This window comes from Micromonospora sp. WMMD708, from assembly GCF_049315245.1.
Taxonomy (GTDB): Bacteria; Actinomycetota; Actinomycetes; order Mycobacteriales; family Micromonosporaceae; genus Micromonospora; species Micromonospora wenchangensis.
Genome location: NZ_CP186060.1, coordinates 5128923 through 5144994, shown reverse-complemented (window position 1 = coordinate 5144994; position 16072 = coordinate 5128923). Strand labels below are relative to the sequence as shown.

General features: G+C 73.9%; 15 protein-coding genes and 3 tRNA genes. 13 read left to right on the top strand and 5 right to left on the bottom strand.

What is annotated here, in order from left to right; genetic code table 11:
* Window positions 1–95: 95 nt before the first annotated feature.
* Both ACN260_RS22675 and ACN260_RS22670 read right to left on the bottom strand, forming a co-directional pair.
* Window positions 96–851: a tyrosine-protein phosphatase gene (locus ACN260_RS22675; RefSeq protein WP_422752938.1), complete on the bottom strand. Its 756-nt coding sequence runs from the start codon at window positions 849–851 to the stop codon at window positions 96–98.
* 82 nt (window positions 852–933) lie between these two features.
* Window positions 934–1392 (bottom strand): PRC-barrel domain-containing protein, encoded by a 459-nt coding sequence (locus ACN260_RS22670; RefSeq protein WP_422752937.1) that lies wholly within the window; start codon window positions 1390–1392, stop codon window positions 934–936.
* 252 nt (window positions 1393–1644) lie between these two features.
* Between ACN260_RS22670 and cimA the strand changes: the two genes are divergently transcribed.
* Window positions 1645–3228: a citramalate synthase gene (gene cimA, locus ACN260_RS22665; RefSeq protein ID WP_422752936.1), complete on the top strand. Its 1584-nt coding sequence runs from the start codon at window positions 1645–1647 to the stop codon at window positions 3226–3228.
* A gap of 15 nt (window positions 3229–3243) precedes the next feature.
* Here the strand turns inward: cimA and ACN260_RS22660 are convergent, their stop codons facing one another.
* The gene (locus ACN260_RS22660; protein ID WP_422756802.1) at window positions 3244–4179 is read right to left on the bottom strand and encodes an endonuclease/exonuclease/phosphatase family protein; all 936 of its coding nucleotides are present in this window, start codon (window positions 4177–4179) and stop codon (window positions 3244–3246) included.
* Window positions 4180–4575: 396 nt separating this feature from the next.
* Between ACN260_RS22660 and ACN260_RS22655 the strand changes: the two genes are divergently transcribed.
* The 8 genes from ACN260_RS22655 to ACN260_RS22620 all read left to right on the top strand — a co-directional run bounded on the left by ACN260_RS22655 (window position 4576) and on the right by ACN260_RS22620 (window position 11553).
* Window positions 4576–5097: a hypothetical protein gene (locus tag ACN260_RS22655; protein ID WP_422752935.1), complete on the top strand. Its 522-nt coding sequence runs from the start codon at window positions 4576–4578 to the stop codon at window positions 5095–5097.
* 237 nt (window positions 5098–5334) lie between these two features.
* Window positions 5335–6384, top strand: a complete 1050-nt coding sequence (locus tag ACN260_RS22650) for an AAA family ATPase (protein WP_088641647.1) — start codon at window positions 5335–5337, stop codon at window positions 6382–6384.
* Window positions 6381–7361 carry a DUF58 domain-containing protein gene (locus ACN260_RS22645; RefSeq protein ID WP_422752934.1) on the top strand — a complete coding sequence of 327 codons (981 nt, stop codon included), beginning with the start codon at window positions 6381–6383 and terminating at the stop codon, window positions 7359–7361. Before ACN260_RS22650 ends, ACN260_RS22645 begins: the two co-directional genes overlap by 4 nt.
* A complete protein-coding gene (locus tag ACN260_RS22640) occupies window positions 7358–8317 on the top strand; it encodes a VWA domain-containing protein (RefSeq protein ID WP_422752933.1) in 960 nt (319 codons plus the stop codon). The genes ACN260_RS22645 and ACN260_RS22640 overlap by 4 nt, the downstream gene beginning before the upstream one ends.
* A gap of 61 nt (window positions 8318–8378) precedes the next feature.
* Complete coding sequence (locus ACN260_RS22635; RefSeq protein WP_422752932.1) at window positions 8379–9242, top strand: S1C family serine protease; 864 nt, start codon at window positions 8379–8381, stop codon at window positions 9240–9242.
* A 133-nt stretch (window positions 9243–9375) separates the two neighbouring features.
* Window positions 9376–9801, top strand: coding sequence for an alternative ribosome rescue aminoacyl-tRNA hydrolase ArfB (gene arfB, locus ACN260_RS22630; protein ID WP_422752931.1), 426 nt, complete (start codon window positions 9376–9378; stop codon window positions 9799–9801).
* Between the two features lie 110 nt (window positions 9802–9911).
* Window positions 9912–10310 carry a DUF4180 domain-containing protein gene (locus tag ACN260_RS22625; protein WP_422752930.1) on the top strand — a complete coding sequence of 133 codons (399 nt, stop codon included), beginning with the start codon at window positions 9912–9914 and terminating at the stop codon, window positions 10308–10310.
* An 88-nt stretch (window positions 10311–10398) separates the two neighbouring features.
* Window positions 10399–11553: a cellulose binding domain-containing protein gene (locus ACN260_RS22620; RefSeq protein WP_422752929.1), complete on the top strand. Its 1155-nt coding sequence runs from the start codon at window positions 10399–10401 to the stop codon at window positions 11551–11553.
* A 42-nt stretch (window positions 11554–11595) separates the two neighbouring features.
* On the opposite strand, the gene ACN260_RS22615 is transcribed toward ACN260_RS22620, so the two are convergent.
* Both ACN260_RS22615 and ACN260_RS22610 read right to left on the bottom strand, forming a co-directional pair.
* Entirely contained in the window at window positions 11596–12480 is an 885-nt protein-coding gene (locus tag ACN260_RS22615) for a 3-methyladenine DNA glycosylase (RefSeq protein WP_422752928.1), read from the bottom strand.
* Window positions 12481–12513: 33 nt separating this feature from the next.
* Window positions 12514–14094: a hypothetical protein gene (locus tag ACN260_RS22610; RefSeq protein WP_422752927.1), complete on the bottom strand. Its 1581-nt coding sequence runs from the start codon at window positions 14092–14094 to the stop codon at window positions 12514–12516.
* Between the two features lie 153 nt (window positions 14095–14247).
* On the opposite strand from ACN260_RS22610, the gene ACN260_RS22605 reads away from it, so the two are divergent.
* The 4 genes from ACN260_RS22605 (at window position 14248) to ACN260_RS22590 (ending at window position 15800) form a co-directional block, all read left to right on the top strand.
* Window positions 14248–15051 (top strand): fumarylacetoacetate hydrolase family protein, encoded by an 804-nt coding sequence (locus tag ACN260_RS22605; protein WP_363652387.1) that lies wholly within the window; start codon window positions 14248–14250, stop codon window positions 15049–15051.
* A gap of 108 nt (window positions 15052–15159) precedes the next feature.
* A tRNA-Gln gene (locus tag ACN260_RS22600) sits at window positions 15160–15231 on the top strand.
* Window positions 15232–15370: 139 nt separating this feature from the next.
* A tRNA-Glu gene (locus tag ACN260_RS22595) sits at window positions 15371–15443 on the top strand.
* Window positions 15444–15724: 281 nt separating this feature from the next.
* Window positions 15725–15800: transfer RNA gene (locus ACN260_RS22590), tRNA-Glu, on the top strand.
* Window positions 15801–16072: the final 272 nt, after the last annotated feature.

Here is a 16072-nt window from a genome sequence, read left to right as displayed (position 1 = left end):
TCGCCGCCCCAGGTCGCCGCCCCAGGTCGCCGCCCTGCGGTGCCGGTTCTCGCCACCTGACGACGCTGCCCGGTGTCAGGGCGCCGCAGCTGCGGTCACCGTGACGCGGACGGCTCCAGCAGGTGGTCGCGCAGGGCGGCGAGCTGGTCGTCGGTGACGCCGGCGTGCCGCAGGTAGTCCTCGATCGAACCGTGCCGCTGGCGCAACTCGGCGAGGAAGAGCGACATCGCCTCGGCGGGGGAGCCCAGGAAGGGTGCGGGCGGCGCCTCGGCCTCCGGCATGGACGCCGCCAGCCAGGCACTGAACCGCTGGGACGCCTCGCTGCTCAGCGCGTAGTCCTCGGCGATGCGGTCGTCGTCGACGCCGAGCACGGACAGGGTCAGCGCGCAGACGATGCCGGTGCGGTCCTTGCCGGCGACGCAGTGCACCAGGACGGGCGCGTTGGCGCTGTCGGCGATCAGCCCGACCGCCTCGGCCAGCCCGGCGGTGCCGGTCTCGGCGAGGTCGGCGTACCGGTCGGCGAGGTAGCGGGCCAGGCTGGAGTCCGGCTCGTGGCGGCTCAGCGCCCAGTCGGCGTGCTCGGGGTGGATGTGCCGGTAGGCCATGCCGTCGAGGTCGGGCACCCGGCCGTCCCGGTCCACCTCGGTCGGGCGACGCAGGTCGATCACCGTACGGATGCCGAGTGCGGCGAAGGCCTCCCGGTCGGTGCCGTCGATGCGGTGCGGGGAGTCCGACCGGTAGAGCCGGCCCCAGCGGACGGTGCGGGCGTCATGGCCGGGGTAGCCGCCGACGTCGCGGAAGTTGAACATCGCGGAGAACGGGATACGGCGGCTGTTCTCGGTGGGATCCACCCGCACACGGTAACGGCCGGCGGGGCGTGCACGCCGCCCCGCCGGCCGCCACCGTCGATCGACCGGCGTGCCTGCCGGCCGGTTACCGGGCGGTGCCGGGGGGCAGGTTGCCGTAGGTGTCGTCGTAGTAGCCGCCCAGCTTGTCGCGGAAGGCCGCGTCGCTGTGGCTGTTCTCGTCGTACCCGGGAGCGGCCCTGATCTGGTCCCTGGTGCGGTCGACGTGGACCTTCCGGTCGTCGTGGTCGACCTGGTTGACGGTGCCGGCCGGGAGCATCACCTTCCTGCCGAAGATCCACGGCCCGGTGTCGACGACCAGGTAGCTGCCGCCGACCTCGTGGCTCGCCTCGTCGATCCTGCCGATGCCGCCGTCGGTCGCCTCGACCTTGTAGCCGACCAGGTCGGCGTCGGCCACCCCGGCCTCGTCCCGGTAGGTCCACGGGTCGAACGCCCCGCCGGGAGCGCCGCCGGCGATCGCGCCCTGACCGTCGTCGACCATCGGGTCGGTGGCACCGTGCGCGCTGTGCGGGTCGAGCCTGTCCATCGGAACCCCTGCCTCGAATAGTCGTGTCCGTCAACCGGGCTACCCCCGGGGAGACCTCGCACACACCCCGTCCCGGGATGTGGATTCTGTCTCCCAGAACCCGGAGGGAGTGGCAGAGTGGCGACCGTGACCAGCTCCGCCCGCATTATTGGCAGCTAGCGCGCCGGCCTCCCCTCTGCCGAGCGCGCAGACCTCCCGCATCCGCGGGGGGTCTTTTTGTTGCTCCCCCCAGATCCGATGAAGGGACTCTCGATGACGTTCCAGGTCTACGACACCACGCTGCGCGACGGCGCCCAGCGCGAGGGGCTCAGCTACTCGGTGATCGACAAGCTCGCGGTGGCCCGCCTGCTCGACGAGTTCGGTGTCGGTTTCATCGAGGGCGGATGGCCGGGTGCCGTACCGAAGGACACCGAGTTCTTCCGCCGGGCGCGCACCGAGCTGAAGCTGCGGCACGCCCTGCTGGTCGCGTTCGGGGCCACCCGCAAGGCGGGGGTCGCCGTCGCCGACGACCCGCAGGTGCGCGCGCTGCTCGACGCGCAGACCCCGGCCGTCGCACTGGTCGCCAAGGCCGACATCCGGCACGTCGAACGCGCGCTGCGCACCACCGGGGCGGAGAACCTGGCGATGGTCCGGGACACGGTCGCCCACCTGGTCGCACAGGGGCGACGGGTCTTCGTCGACGGCGAGCACTTCTTCGACGGGTTCCGGCACGACCCGGCGTACACCGCCTCGGTGGTCGAGACCGCGCTCGCCGCGGGGGCCGAACGGTTCGTGCTCTGCGACACCAACGGGGGGATGCTGCCGTCGCGGGTGACCGCCGCGATCGCCGACCTGACCGCCCGGACCGGGATCGCCCCGGAACTGTTCGGCATGCACGCCCAGAACGACACCGCCTGCGCGGTGGCCAACACCATCGCGGCCGTCGAGGCCGGGGTGCGGCACGTCCAGGGCACCGCCAACGGGTACGGCGAGCGCCCCGGCAACGCCGACCTCTTCGCCGTCGTGGCGAACCTCCAGCTCAAGCTCGGGCTGCCCGTCCTACCGGACGGCTGCCTGGAACAGATGGTGCGGGTCTCGCACGCCATCGCCGAGATCGCCAACATCGCCCCCGACACCCACCAGGCGTACGCCGGGGCCGCCGCCTTCGCCCACAAGGCGGGGCTGCACGCGAGCGCGATCAAGGTCGACCCGTTGCTCTACAACCACGTGGACCCGTCGGTGGTGGGCAACGACATGCGGATCCTGGTGACCGAGATGGCCGGCCGGGCCAGCATCGAGCTGAAGAGCCGCGAGCTGGGTCTGGACCTGGCCGGCCATCCGGACGCCGTGTCGAAGGTGACCGCCCGGGTCAAGGAGCTGGAGGCGGGCGGCTGGTCGTTCGAGGCCGCCGACGCCTCGTTCGAGCTGCTGGTCCGCTCCGAGCTGCCGGACGCCGCCCCGGTGCGGCCGTTCGCGCTGGAGTCGTACCGGGTGCTGGTGGAGCACCGGGAGGACGGCGAGGTGATCTCCGAGGCGACCGTGAAGATCCGGGTACGCGGTGAGCGGGTGATCGCCACCGCCGAGGGCAACGGCCCGGTCAACGCCCTGGACGAGGCGCTGCGGGTCGGCCTGTCCCGGCACTACCCGGAGCTGCGCGACTTCGAGCTGGCCGACTACAAGGTGCGCATCCTGGAGGGCACCCACGGCACCGGCGCGGTGACCCGGGTGCTGGTGGAGACCGCCGACGGCACCGGCCGGGACTGGACCACCGTGGGTGTGCACCCCAACGTGGTCGAGGCGTCCTGGCACGCGCTGGTCGACGCCCTCACCTACGGCCTCGACCGCGCGGCGGTGTGAGCCGACCCCCCGGAGTCAGGGGGCGGGTAGGCGCAGGGTGGCCAGCACGGCGCGGTGGTCGGTGGCGGGCACCCGGTGGACGGTGACCGCACGGACGGCGATCCGGCGGTCGACCAGGACGTGGTCGATGGTGACCGGCGGGATCGGGTCGCCGTCGTACGGGCCCCACGTGCCCACCAGCCCGGCCCCGGCGGCGTCGGCGGCGTCGACGTAACCGCTGGCCAGGAGGGCACGCAGCGGGGAGTGGTCGAGGGTGGCGTTGAAGTCGCCGGCGAGGATGCCGAGCTGACCGTCGGGGGTGGCGCGCGGCTGGCCCGCCAGGTCGGTGCGCCACTCGCCGACGACCCCGACCGACCAGGGTGCCGCCGGGTGGGCCGACTCCACCCGCAGCGGCGGTGCGCCGGGCACCGCCACCGTCGCGTACGCCTGGGTGAACGCGAACCCGGCGTTGCGCCGGAAACCGCCGTCGGTGAGGGGGAACCGGGCGTAGAGCCCGGAGCCGGTGGTGCCCACCTCGGGGTTGAGCTGGCGGTGGGGGAGCAGGTCGGCCAGGCCGGCCCGGTCGAGGGCGTCCCGCGCCGCCGGGGTGAACTCCTGCACGGTGAGCACGTCCACCTCGTGCCGGCGGACCAGGCCGACCAGGGTGGCCGCGTCGGCGTCGCCGGCGAGCAGGTTGGCGGTGAGTACCCGCAGGTGCGGCCCCCGGGTCGCCGGCTGCCGGTCGGGCAGCGCGCGGGGCGCCACCACGCCGAGCAGTGCCAGCGCCGCCACCGCCGCGGTCACCGCCGGCCAGCGGCAGCGTAGGACGAGGGTCAGCGTCAGGGCCAGCAGGCTCCATCCCGCCACGTACGGGGTGAAGGCGAGCGCCTGCACGAGCGGGCCCCGGTCGAACCCGACGAGGCGGACCGCCGCCCAGGCGAGGCCGGGTGCCACCACCAGCCAGCAGATCAGCGGGACGGCGCGACGACGGGTGGTGGCCGGCGCCGGGGTGGTCAGCACGGCGGTCAGCCTAGCGGCCGATGCCGGTTCCGCCGGGCGTGGAGTCATTCCGTGAACGGTCGAGAGTTCACGTTTCGCAATTTTCAACATCGTTTTCGAGATGGCAAAACGGGTCGGTCGGCTATTGACGCTCCGCTTTTGGCGGTGCTACGTTCCTCCTCGTTGAGGTGCCGCAACAGAGCGTAGTTTTCCCAGCTCAGGCCGGTTAAAGTGGTTCTTTTTCGCCATTTTCGGCGTGGGTGGAGGGCTTTTCGCCCACGTTAATTCCGGCACGATCGCACCACCTGTATCCGGCTCGCCGTACGGTGGGTCGGCCGTATTGCCACGGTCACAAAAGGGAGACCTGTCATGGCCACATTCTTCAGGCGTAAGGCGGCGGCGGTGACGCTCGGCGTCCTGGCGCTCACCCTGGCCGGCGGCGGGATCGCCGTCGCGCAACCGGCGACCAAGGCTCCGGCCGAGGTCGCCCAGCCCGGGGCGCGGCTGGCCGGCGCCACCGGTCAGCCGCCGGTGACGGCGGCCGAAGCCAAGCAGGCCCGCGCGGCGCTCAAGGCTTCGCTCGCCCCGCCGGCTGCGGGTTCGGTCGCCTGGGCCGTCGTCGCCAGCGACGGCACCCTGCTCCAGCACTCGGCGAACGTCGTGTCGTCGACCAAGTACGGCACCGGCCAGTACCAGGTGCTGCTCGACTACAGCGTGGTCGGGAAGGCTTTCCAGGCCACCATCGGCACCAACGATCAGTTCAACGTGCCGCCGGCCGGCGAGATCTCGGTCGCCCCGCGCAACCAGACACCGAACGGCGTCTTCATCCAGACGTACAGCTCCGGCGGATCGGTGTCGAACAAGCCGTTCCACCTGTTCGTCGCCAACTGAGGCACGGACCCGTCGGCGGTGCCGGCCCCCACCGGGGCCGGCACCGTCTGCTGTGGACCCCGGTGCGCGTGGCCAGGTCCGCGCGGGCGGGGCACGGATCACCCGGTGACGCACGCCTTGGGTCGTCGCACGGTGTTGCCGCCCCGCCGGGCAGGTCGTCCCGGTCCGGGGCGAATCGGCCCGTGGGGGCGGGAAATTCCGACGTTTGCCGGCCGGTGACCCCGGGAAGCAAGCACCGTGACGGACATCTCGGACACCCTGGCCAGCCTGCCCCGCCCGGTCGATGCCGACGCGGCGGGCGCCGAGTTGGAACAGACCCTCTTCGAGGTCAAACGCGTGATCGTCGGGCAGGACCGGCTCGTCGAACGGCTGCTCACCGCGCTGATCGCCGACGGCCACTGCCTCCTGGAGGGGGTGCCCGGCGTGGCCAAGACGCTGGCCGCGCAGACCCTCGCCACCGTCGTCGGCGGCACCTTCACCCGCATCCAGTTCACCCCCGACCTGGTCCCCTCCGACATCGTCGGCACCCGGATCTACCGGGCCTCGACCGAGAACTTCGACGTCGAGCTGGGCCCGATCATGGCCAACCTGGTGCTCGCCGACGAGATCAACCGGGCCCCCGCCAAGGTGCAGTCCGCGCTGCTGGAGGCGATGGCCGAACGGCAGGTCACGATCGGCGGGCGGAGCTGGCCGGTGCCGGAGCCGTTCCTGGTGCTGGCCACCCAGAACCCGATCGAGTCCGAGGGGGTCTACCAGCTCCCCGAGGCGCAGCGGGACCGCTTCCTCATGAAGATCGTCGTCGACTACCCGGGCGACGCCGACGAACTGGCCATCCTCTACCGGATGAGCAGCGACCGGCCCCGCCCCCGGCAGGTGCTCGACCCGGTCCGGCTGCGTGACTACCAGCGCCGGGCCGCCCAGGTCTTCGTGCACCACGCGCTCGCCGAGTACGTGGTCCGGCTGATCCTCGCCACCCGCGACCCGGGCCGCTTCGGGCTGCCGGAGATCGCCCCGCTGCTGGCGTACGGGGCGAGCCCCCGGGCCACCCTCGGCCTGGTCGCCGCCGCCCGTGCCCAGGCGCTGCTGCGCGGCCGCGAGTACGTGCTCCCCGACGACGTCCGCGAACTCGCGGTCGACGTGCTCGCCCACCGGCTGGTGCTCTCGTTCGACGCGGTCGCCGACGGGGTCAGCGCCGAGGCGGTGGTGCACCGGCTGGTGCAGGCGGTGCCGCCCCCGGTGCTCGCCACCGGCCACCCCGAGTACACGCCCGACCTGGCGGCGGCGTGAGCGCCCCGGCCGCCCCCGCCGGCCCGACCCTTGCCGACCTCGCCCCCGAACGGCGGCTGCGCCGCCTCGAACTGACCGTCACCCGCCGCCTCGACGGGCTGCTCCACGGTCAACTGCGCGGCCTGCTGCCCGGCCCCGGCAGCGAGATCGCCGGCAGCCGCGAGTACCGCCCCGGCGAGGACGAGGTACGCCGGATGGACTGGGCGGTCACCGCCCGCACCACCGTCCCGCACGTCCGCGAGGTCGACGCCGACCGGGAGCTGACCACCTGGCTGCTGGTCGACGCCAGCCCCAGCATGGAGTACGGCACCGCCGCCCTGGACAAGCGGGAACTGTCCGTGGCGGCCGTCGCCGCGGTCGGCTTCCTCACCGCAGGCACCGGCAACCGGCTCGGCGCGCAGGTACTCGGCAGCGACGGGCTGCGCCGGTTCCCGGCCCGCTGCGGGCGTACCCATCTGCTGAGCCTGCTCCGCGCGCTGCTGCACGCCCCCCGGGCGGACGACCCGGCACCGGCCGGCCCCGACCTGGCCGCCGCGCTCGCCGCGGTGCAGCGGGTCGCCGTCCGGCGGGGGCTGGTGGTGGTGGTCTCCGACTTCCTCGACGGGCTGCCCGACGACCACGACGCCACCACCGGGTGGGAGCCGGCGCTGCGCCGCCTCGCCGCCCGCCACCAGGTGCTCGCGGTCGAGGTGGCCGACCCGCGTGAGCTGGAACTGCCCGACGTCGGCCTGATCACCCTGGTCGACCCGGAGACCGGCCGGCGGCGCGAGGTGTGGACCGGTGACCCGGAGCTGCGCCGCCGGTACGCCAGCGCCGCCGCCGCGCAACGCGCCCAGGTGGCCCGCGCGCTGCGCCGCAGCGGAGCCGACCACCTCGCGTTGCGGACCGACCGGGACTGGACCGCCGACATCGTGCGGCACGTGCACGCCCAGCGCCGGCTGGCGGCGTCCGCCGCACCCCGGGGAGGTGTCGCGTGAGCTGGCAGTCACCCGCCCGTCTCCTGCTGCTGCTCGGGGTGGCCGCGCTGGCCGTCGGCTACCTGCTGGCCCAGCGTCGACGCAGCCGGTACGCGGTCCGCTTCACCAACCTGCGGCTGCTCGACCGGGTCGCCCCGCAGCGGCCCGCCTGGCGGCGGCACGTGCCCGCCGGCCTGTTCCTGGCCATGCTGGCGCTGCTGGTGGTCGGCTTCGCCCGCCCCACCGCCGAGGTACGGGTGCCCCGCGAGCGGGCCACCGTGATGGTCGCCGTGGACGTCTCCACGTCGATGCTCGCCACCGACGTGGAACCGGACCGGTTGACCGCCGCCAAGGAGGCCGCCCGGACCTTCGTCGACGGGCTGCCCGACGAGTTCAACGTGGGGCTGGTCGCGTTCGCCGGAAGCGCGGCGGTGCTGGTGCCGCCGAGCACCGACCGGGGCGCCCTGCACGACGGGATCGACCGGCTCGCCGAGGGGATCACCGGCGTGCAGGGCACCGCCATCGGCGAGGCGATCAGCGCCTGTCTCGGCGCGGTGAAGAGTCTCGACGGGAACGCGGCCAAGCAACCGCCGCCGGCCCGGGTCGTCCTGCTCTCCGACGGGGCGAACACCTCCGGCGCCGACCCGATGGAAGCCGCCGCGACGGCCGTCGAGGCGAAGGTGCCGGTGCACACCATCTCGTTCGGCACCCCGGGCGGCTTCGTCGACCGGGGTGGCCGGCCGATCCAGGTGCCGGTGGACGGGCAGACCCTGCGGGAGGTAGCCGACCAGACCGGGGGCGGGTTCCACGAGGCGGGCAGCAGCTCCGAACTGCGCGACGTCTACGAGGACATCGGCTCCTCCGTCGGCTACCGCAAGGAACGCCAGGACATCTCCGCCCGGTTCATCGGGCTCGGGCTGGTCTTCGCCATGGGGGCGGCGGCCGGGTCGATGCGCTGGTTCTCCCGCCTGCCCTGAACGGGACCGTGCTGGCCCACCTGCCCCTGAGCCGTCGTAGCGCACAGTGAGGAGCGGACGTATGGCAGTACCGACCGGCCTGGGGGAGCCCCGGGGCCCCTGGTTCCTCTCACCCGACCTGGGGCCGGACGGCCGACCCCGGTGGGACGTACCGTCGCCGGGGGAGGACCCGTCCCGGCGGCGCTGGCGCGGGCGGTTGTGGACCGCCGTGGCGGTGGTCGCCCTGTCCACCGTCTCCGGGGCGGCGGCCGGCGGCTGGGTGGCCGGCCAGGACGGCGCGGGCCTGACGGCGGCGTCGGCCGCCCCGGTCCCGGCGGAACTGGTCACCGCCGCCCAGAAGACCGTCCCGGGCGTGGTGTCCGTGCTGGTCGGCGGCGGTGCGGCCGGGCAGTCGGCGACCGGTTCCGGCTTCGCCATCGACAACGAGCAGCACGTCGTCACCAACGACCACATCCTGGCCAAGGGGGGTGGTGGCGCGGTGACCGTGGAGATGCCCGACGGCCGTCGGTACGCCGCCGAGGTGGTCGGCCGGGAGCCGGGCAGCGACCTGGCCGTGCTCAAGGTGCCGTCGGCCGCCGGGTTGGCCCCGTTGCCGCTGGCCAAGCCCCGGTCCACCCGGGTCGGCGAACCGGTGCTCGCGGTCGGCTCGCCGCTCGGCCTGACCGGCACGGTGACCGCCGGGATCGTCAGCGCCCTCAACCGACAGGTGCGGCTGGGCACCAACCGGCGTAGCGCGGTGCAGACCGACGCGTCGATCAATCCGGGTAACTCGGGCGGCCCGCTGGTCAACGCCCGGGGTGAGGTGGTCGGGGTGAACACGGCGATCGCCACCATCGACGGCAGTGGCTCGATCGGCATCGGCTTCGCCATCCCCATCGACCAGGTGCAGCAGACGGCCGACACCATCATCGGCAAGGGCGGCTGACCCCGGGCGGTCCGCGCCGTGCGACCCGGACCGGCTACCCGGGCCATCGCCGGTGCCCGCCGGACCGGCACCCGTCCCCGCACCCTCGGCGACCGCGACGCCCACCGGCGGCCGGGGGCGCTAACCTCGCCGGATGGACGACGGACTGCGGGTGACCGACCGGTGGACCGTGCCCGCCGCCGAGCTGCGGGAACGGTTCTCGCGTTCGTCCGGGCCGGGTGGGCAGGGCGTCAACACCACCGACTCCCGGGTCGAGCTGAGCTTCGACGTGGCCGGCACCACCAGCCTGCCCCCGGCACTGCGCGAGCGGGTGCTGCAACGGCTCGCCGGCCGGCTCGTCGACGGGGTGCTCACCATCGCCGCCAGCGAGCACCGCGCACAACTGGCCAACCGGGAGGCGGCCCGGGAACGGCTGGTCGCCCTGCTGCGCGAGGCCGTCGCACCGCCCCCGCCGCCCCGGCGGCCCACCCGCCCCTCCCGGGGCGCCAAGGAACGTCGGCTGGCCGACAAGAAGCGCCAGTCCCAGCGCAAGCGGGACCGCCGCGCCGACGGCGACTGACCGCCGCCAGTGCCGGTCGGGTCCCGGCGGCGGCACCGTCGGCGCGGTGCGGTGCGGCGGTGGCGGAAAACCCGGGCCGGGGTGGGCCGACGCTGCCTAGGCTGGCGGGCATGTCCACCGACACCCTGGTCACCCTCGCCGGCGTCACCGCGCTCGCCGGCGCCCCCGACGGGCCGAGGATCTGCGGCGGCGACGACGCCACCGACGTGATCGGCGCGGCGTTGGGCCACGGGGTCGACCTGGTGGTGCTGCCGGTACGTCGGCTCGCCGTCGAGTTCTTCACGCTGCGTACCGGGGTGGCGGGCGCGGTGGTGCAGAAGTTCGTCAACTACCGGCTGCGGCTGGCCGTGGTCGGTGACATCTCCTGGCACGTCGGGCGGAGCACCGCCCTGCGCGACTTCGTCGTCGAGGCCAACCGGGGCGACCAGCTCTGGTTCGTCGACACCACGGCCGAACTGGAGGAGCGGCTGCGTGTCGAAGCGCTTCGCCAGGATGCGGGAGGGCGTTGAGCCGGGGCGGCCGGTCTGGTGGGATGTCCGTGGGAGCAACCGGGCCGTCACCGACCGTACGTCGTCACGTGACAGGAGTTCCCTCACCATGCTCCGAAAGCCGTTCCTCTCCGCCCTGCTCGCCGCGTTCGCGGCCGTCCCCCTCACCCTGCTCGTCGGGCTGGTCGCCACCCCGGCGGCCCACCCCGCCGCCGCCATCCCGGTCCGCGTGATGCCGCTCGGGGACTCGATCACCGGCTCGCCCGGCTGCTGGCGTTCCCTGCTGTGGAACCGTCTCCAGTCCACCGGCCACACCGCCGTCGACTTCGTCGGCACCCTCGGCCCGCAGGGCTGCGGGCAGCCGTACGACGGGGACAACGAGGGTCACGGCGGTTACCTGGTGACGAACGTCGCCAACCAGAACCTGCTGCCCGGCTGGCTCGCCGCGACCCACCCCGACGTCGTGCTCATGCACTTCGGCACCAACGACGTGTGGAGCAACATCCCCCCGGCCACCATCCTCGCCGCGTACTCGAGGCTGGTGGACCAGATGCGGGCCAGCAACCCGGCGATGCGGATCATCGTCGCCAAGATCATCCCGATGGCCCCGTCGAGCTGCGCCGAGTGCGGGCAGCGGGCGGTGGCCCTCAACGCCGTGATCGACGGCTGGGCGGCGGGGAAGACCACCGCCGCGTCGCCGATCGTCGTGGTCGACCAGTGGACCGGGTTCAACACCACCACCGACACCTACGACGGGGTGCACCCCAACGCGGCCGGCGACCAGAAGATGTCCGACCGGTGGTACCCGGCGCTGGTCGCCGCCCTCGGCGGGGTCACCCCGAGCACCACCCCGACCGGCTCGCCCACCCCGACCGGCCCGCCGAGCCCGACGGTCAGCCCCACGGTCCCGCCCACCGGGTCGCCCACGGTCGACCCGCCGACCACCTCGCCACCGGCCGGGGTGGCGTGCACCGCCAGCTACCGGATCACCAACCAGTGGCAGGGCGGGCACCAGGGCGAGGTGACCGTCCGTAGCACCGGCACCGCGCGGACCACCGGCTGGCGGGTCACCTTCACCCTGCCCGCCGGGCAGCAGATCACCCAGACCTGGAACGCCGACCTGACCCAGACCGGCAGCGCGGTCACCGCCCGCAACGTGAACTGGAACGGGGCGCTCGCTCCGGCCGCCGAGGCCACCTTCGGGTTCCTCGGCACCCACACCGGCACCGCCACCGCCCCCACGGCGACCTGTACCGCCAGTTGATCCGTTCCGAGGGTCCGGGCCCGGCCCGGACCCTCGCCCGGGTCAGCCGGCAGTCGCCGTGGCGTGGTCGAGGGCGGCCAGCAGGCGGGCGCGCAGCACGGCGGCCCGCTCGGCGAAGCCGCGCTGCGCCGCCGCGTACTCGGCCCGGCCCTCGGCGGTCTCCACCCGCACCGGCGGGTAGCCGAGGGCGGCCAGGTCGTAGGGGCTGGCCCGCATGTCGAGCGTCCGGATCTGCCGGGCCAGCGCGAAACAGTCAGCCACCAGCTCCGCGGCGACCAGCGGGGAGAGCTTGTACGCCCACTTGTAGAGATCCATGTTGGCGTGCAGGCAACCCGGCTGCTCCAGCGCGTGCTGGGTGTCCCGGCTCGGCTGGAGCAGGTTCAGCGGCCGGGCCGGCGCGGTGAAGAACCGGAACGCGTCGAAGTGGCTGCACCGCACGCCCCGCTCGCGGACCACGGCGGCGGTGTCGTCCGGGCTGAGCCGCAGCGGCCAGGCGTTGTGCCGGACCTCCTCCTGGGTCTGCCGGTAGACCATCGCCCACTCGTGCATCCCGAAGCAGCCCAGGTGCGCCGGCCGGCCGGCGGTCGCGGCCAGCAGCGTCCTGATCCAGCCGATCGAGTCGGCGCGGCGTCCGCGTACCCGGTCGGTGTCGAGGGTGACCCCGGCGGGGTCGGCGCGGTAGTCCCGGCCGAACTCGGCCGGGTCCGCGTCCCGCAGCAGCACCCCCGCGCCCGGATGCCAACGGCGCAACTGCGCCGGGCGGTAGGAGTAGTAGGTGAAGAGGAAATCCTCCACCGGATGCCGGCCGCCGGTGCGGCGGCGGGCCAGGTGCGGGTCCAGCCAGGTGGCCACCCGCGCCGCGTGGGCCGCCCGCCGGGCCCGCCAGTCGGCCGCGTCGAGGGCGGCGGGGGCGAGGGCGGCGGTCACACCCCTCAGGGTACGACCGCCGCCCGCCCCCGGTCAGGGCACGTCCACCCGGACCCCGGCGGAGAACACCCCGCTGCGCAGCTCCAACTGTTTCGGTTTCTGCGCGCCGTGCACGGTGAAGACCAGCGGCAGCACCACCCGGCTGCCCGCCGAGACGGGCTGGGCGAAGACGTCGCGCCCCAGGTTCGCCAGCCGGGTGGCGTCCTCGTCGGTGCTCACCCAGCTCCCACCGGGCAGGTACGCGCGCTGGAGCTGACCGTGCCAGCTCTGCTGCTCCGGGGTGACGTTGCGCACCCCGACCGTGGCCTGGCACTGCTGGCTGGCCACCCTGGCGGTGGCGCAGGCCACCCGGTAGACGGTGAACTCGAAGGCCTGCTCCCGCAGCGGGGTGCCGACCGGGCCGGTCATAGTGGTGCCCGTCCACGCCCCGGCGGTCGGCTGCTTGGTGGTGTCGATGGCGGCGACCTCGCGGGTGGCCGTCCAGGCGGCGGCGAAGACCACCCCCGCCAGCACCGTCGCGGCCACCCCCACCACCAGCCACACCGACGGGCTGCGGCGTCGCCGGACCTCTCCGGGTACGGCGGGGCGCGGGTACACGGTCCCGCCGCCGGGTGCCGCCGGGCCGCCCGCGTACGGCGGGGTGCCGGCCGCCACCGGAGCGGTGCCGGTCGGCTCGATCCCGCCCACCCGTCGCCGGGCCCGCCGCCACCACCACAGCGCGCCGGCCAGCAGCGCCAGCACCACCAGGGCCGCGCCGAGCAGGATCGGCGGCTGCCGCCAGGTCGGCGTCGCGGGCACGAACGCCTCCGGGGTCGCCGCGCTGTGCCAGGTGGCGGTCGCGCAGTCGTACGGCTGCTCGCCGTCACCGGCGTACGCGCAGGCCGGCGCGGTCAGCGCCTGGCCCGGCGCGGCGGCGGCCAGGGCGGTGTCCAGGGTCCGGGTCGCCCCGGCCGGCAGGACGAGCCGCCAGATGACCTCCCCGCCCGCACCCGCCCCGCCCGGTCGGGTGACCAGGCCACCCGCACTGACGGCGGTGGTCGAGGTGCCGGCCGGCAGTTCCTGCCGGACCATCGTCTGCACCGTCGAGCCGCCCGTGTTGCGCACCATGATCCGGTAACCCGGCACCGTGGTCGCGGCGGGTGCCACGGCCACCGTGACCTGGGGTGCCGGCCGGGGCGCGCCCGGGTTGCCGGCGGTGGTCATCCCGGGGGCGGGTGCGGTCGGGGTGACCGGTACGACCGCCCCGCTGGCCGCCACCCCGGGCGCGGCCCGCGCCGGCCGGGGAACTGCCGCGTCCCGGGTCGGGGCCACCGGCGTCGCCCATGCGGCCAGGTGGGCCGGTGCGGCGGGACGGGCGGTTGCCACCGGCCGGGCCCGGGTGGCCGGCCCCGTCGGTGCCCGGCCCGCGGCCGCCGGGCCGGCGTGGCCCGCCGCCGGTGCCCTACCCGGTCCGGGCGTCGTGGCGGGCCCTGCCGCCGCGGCGGTCACCGCCGGGCTGGCCGGGGTGGCGTGGGGCGCGGGGCCGGTGCCGGGCAGGGCCGGTACGGCGGCGAGGACGCCCAGGCAGTTCACGAAAACCGCGAGGGCCCTGTGGTGTCGTCTCGATGCAGGCATACCAACGAACCTCCGGAGCCGACGTTAGGAGCGCGCACCCTCCGGGCGGGTACGAAGCGGCGAACCCCGCCCGCCGCGCCGGCCGATGGCCTACGCTGCGCCGACGTTCCGGTGGGCGACGGGTGACGCCGGGTGTGGGGATAGATTGGCCGGGTGCGTATCGCTCGTTTCGCTCATGCCAAGGGAATGTCGTTCGGGGTCGTCGAGGGTGAGCCGGAGGCCGGGCCGCAGGGCCTGACCGTCGCCGAGATCGAGGGCCACCCGTTCGGGCAGATCCAGTTCTCCGGCGCCCGGTGGGCGCTCTCCGACGTGCGGCTGCTGTCGCCGATCCTGCCCAGCAAGGTGGTCTGTGTGGGGCGTAACTACGCCGAGCACGCCGCCGAGCACGGCAACGAGGTGCCGAAGGAGCCGTTGCTCTTCCTCAAGCCGTCCACCTCGGTGATCGGCCCCCGGGACGCGATCCGGCTGCCGATCTTCTCCAGGCAGGTCGAGCACGAGGCCGAGTTGGCCGTGGTGATCGGCGCGCCGGGTGCCCGCCGGGCCGACCGGGCCGCCGCCGCGAAGGCCGTCTTCGGCTACACCTGTGCCAACGACGTCACCGCACGGGACCTGCAGCGTTCCGACTCGCAGTGGACCCGGGCCAAGGGCTTCGACTCGTTCTGCCCCATCGGCCCCTGGATCACCACCGGGCTGGACGTCTCCGACCTGGAGGTCCGCTGCGAGGTGGGGCGCAACCCGGACGAGATGGAGGTACGACAGCTCGGCCGGACCAAGGACATGGTGTTCGACGTGCCGGCGCTGGTGTCGTACATCTCGCACGTGATGACGCTGCTGCCCGGGGACGTGGTGCTGACCGGCACCCCGGCGGGGGTTAGTCCGCTCACGGACGGGGATACGGTCACCGTACGGATCGAGGGGATCGGCGAGCTCACCAACACGGTGGTACCGGTCGCCTGACCCGTACGACACCCCTGTTTCCGCAGCTCACGGGCGGTTTGGGGGGATCGGATTTGGCCTGTTGGCGCGGGGAGGGTAAAGTTCCTTCCCGGCGCCACAAGGGGCCAATGGGGTATGGGGTAATTGGCAGCCCAACTGATTCTGGTTCAGTTAGTCTAGGTTCGAGTCCTGGTACCCCAGCGCAACCGCGGGTTCACCCGAATCCGCGGACGCTGGATTCTGGCGGAGAGCGGCTCCGTCCCGTAGTCGGGGCGAAGTTGATCTCTGATAGAGTGCAGCTTCCCTGCCCGGTAGGGCAGGGAAGCACAAGCTATGTTCTGGCCCCGTCGTCTAGTGGCCCAGGACGCCGCCCTCTCAAGGCGGTAGCGCCGGTTCGAATCCGGTCGGGGCTACAACGCTGACAGCCCGTCCCACGTTCGTTGGGGCGGGCTTCTTCGCGTCTGGGCCAGCATCGTGGGTGGCTTGGCCCGGCGCGTGGTGGACCCCCGGACGGGTGGCTGCCCCAACATGGGTGGCGATGTTGCGCCGTCCCGGCTGCCCGGACACCCCTGTTTCGTCACCCGAGCGCTCTGGCCCCCGCCGGGGTGCCGACCCCCGTCGTGGGGACCGGATGCCGGTGCCGTTAGACTAGCCCCGCACCGCCCCACGGGGTGGTGAAGCAGGAAAAGTGCCTGGCCCCGTCGTCTAGTGGCCCAGGACGCCGCCCTCTCAAGGCGGTAGCGCCGGTTCGAATCCGGTCGGGGCTACCACACGATCGGCCCGTCTCGCCCCGCGAGGCGGGCCGATCGCCGTTCCCCCTCTTTCGGGCCTTCCCCCCGGGCCGCCCACCCCGCCGGTCACCCGCCCCCGGCCCTGGCCTGCGCTACCCCGCCCCGCCCCGCCCCGCTCACCCTCCCGGCCGCACCTCCCCCGCCTCCCCCGCCCGGTTCCACCCCGGTGATCAAGAGGTTTGCGTCACGTGATCAAGAGGTTTGCGCCATTTTGATCTCTGGTCATGACGCAAACTTCTTGATCACCGGGG

Excerpts from the sequence above, each read along its gene's own strand:
- ACN260_RS22670 (WP_422752937.1), bottom strand. The coding sequence starts at position 1,392 with ATGGACAGGCTCGACCCGCACAGCGCGCACGGTGCCACCGACCCGATG.
- cimA (WP_422752936.1), top strand. The coding sequence starts at position 1,645 with ATGACGTTCCAGGTCTACGACACCACGCTGCGCGACGGCGCCCAGCGC.
- ACN260_RS22655 (WP_422752935.1), top strand. The coding sequence starts at position 4,576 with ATGGCCACATTCTTCAGGCGTAAGGCGGCGGCGGTGACGCTCGGCGTC.
- ACN260_RS22635 (WP_422752932.1), top strand. The coding sequence starts at position 8,379 with ATGGCAGTACCGACCGGCCTGGGGGAGCCCCGGGGCCCCTGGTTCCTC.
- arfB (WP_422752931.1), top strand. The coding sequence starts at position 9,376 with ATGGACGACGGACTGCGGGTGACCGACCGGTGGACCGTGCCCGCCGCC.
- ACN260_RS22625 (WP_422752930.1), top strand. The coding sequence starts at position 9,912 with ATGTCCACCGACACCCTGGTCACCCTCGCCGGCGTCACCGCGCTCGCC.
- ACN260_RS22620 (WP_422752929.1), top strand. The coding sequence starts at position 10,399 with ATGCTCCGAAAGCCGTTCCTCTCCGCCCTGCTCGCCGCGTTCGCGGCC.
- ACN260_RS22610 (WP_422752927.1), bottom strand. The coding sequence starts at position 14,094 with ATGCCTGCATCGAGACGACACCACAGGGCCCTCGCGGTTTTCGTGAAC.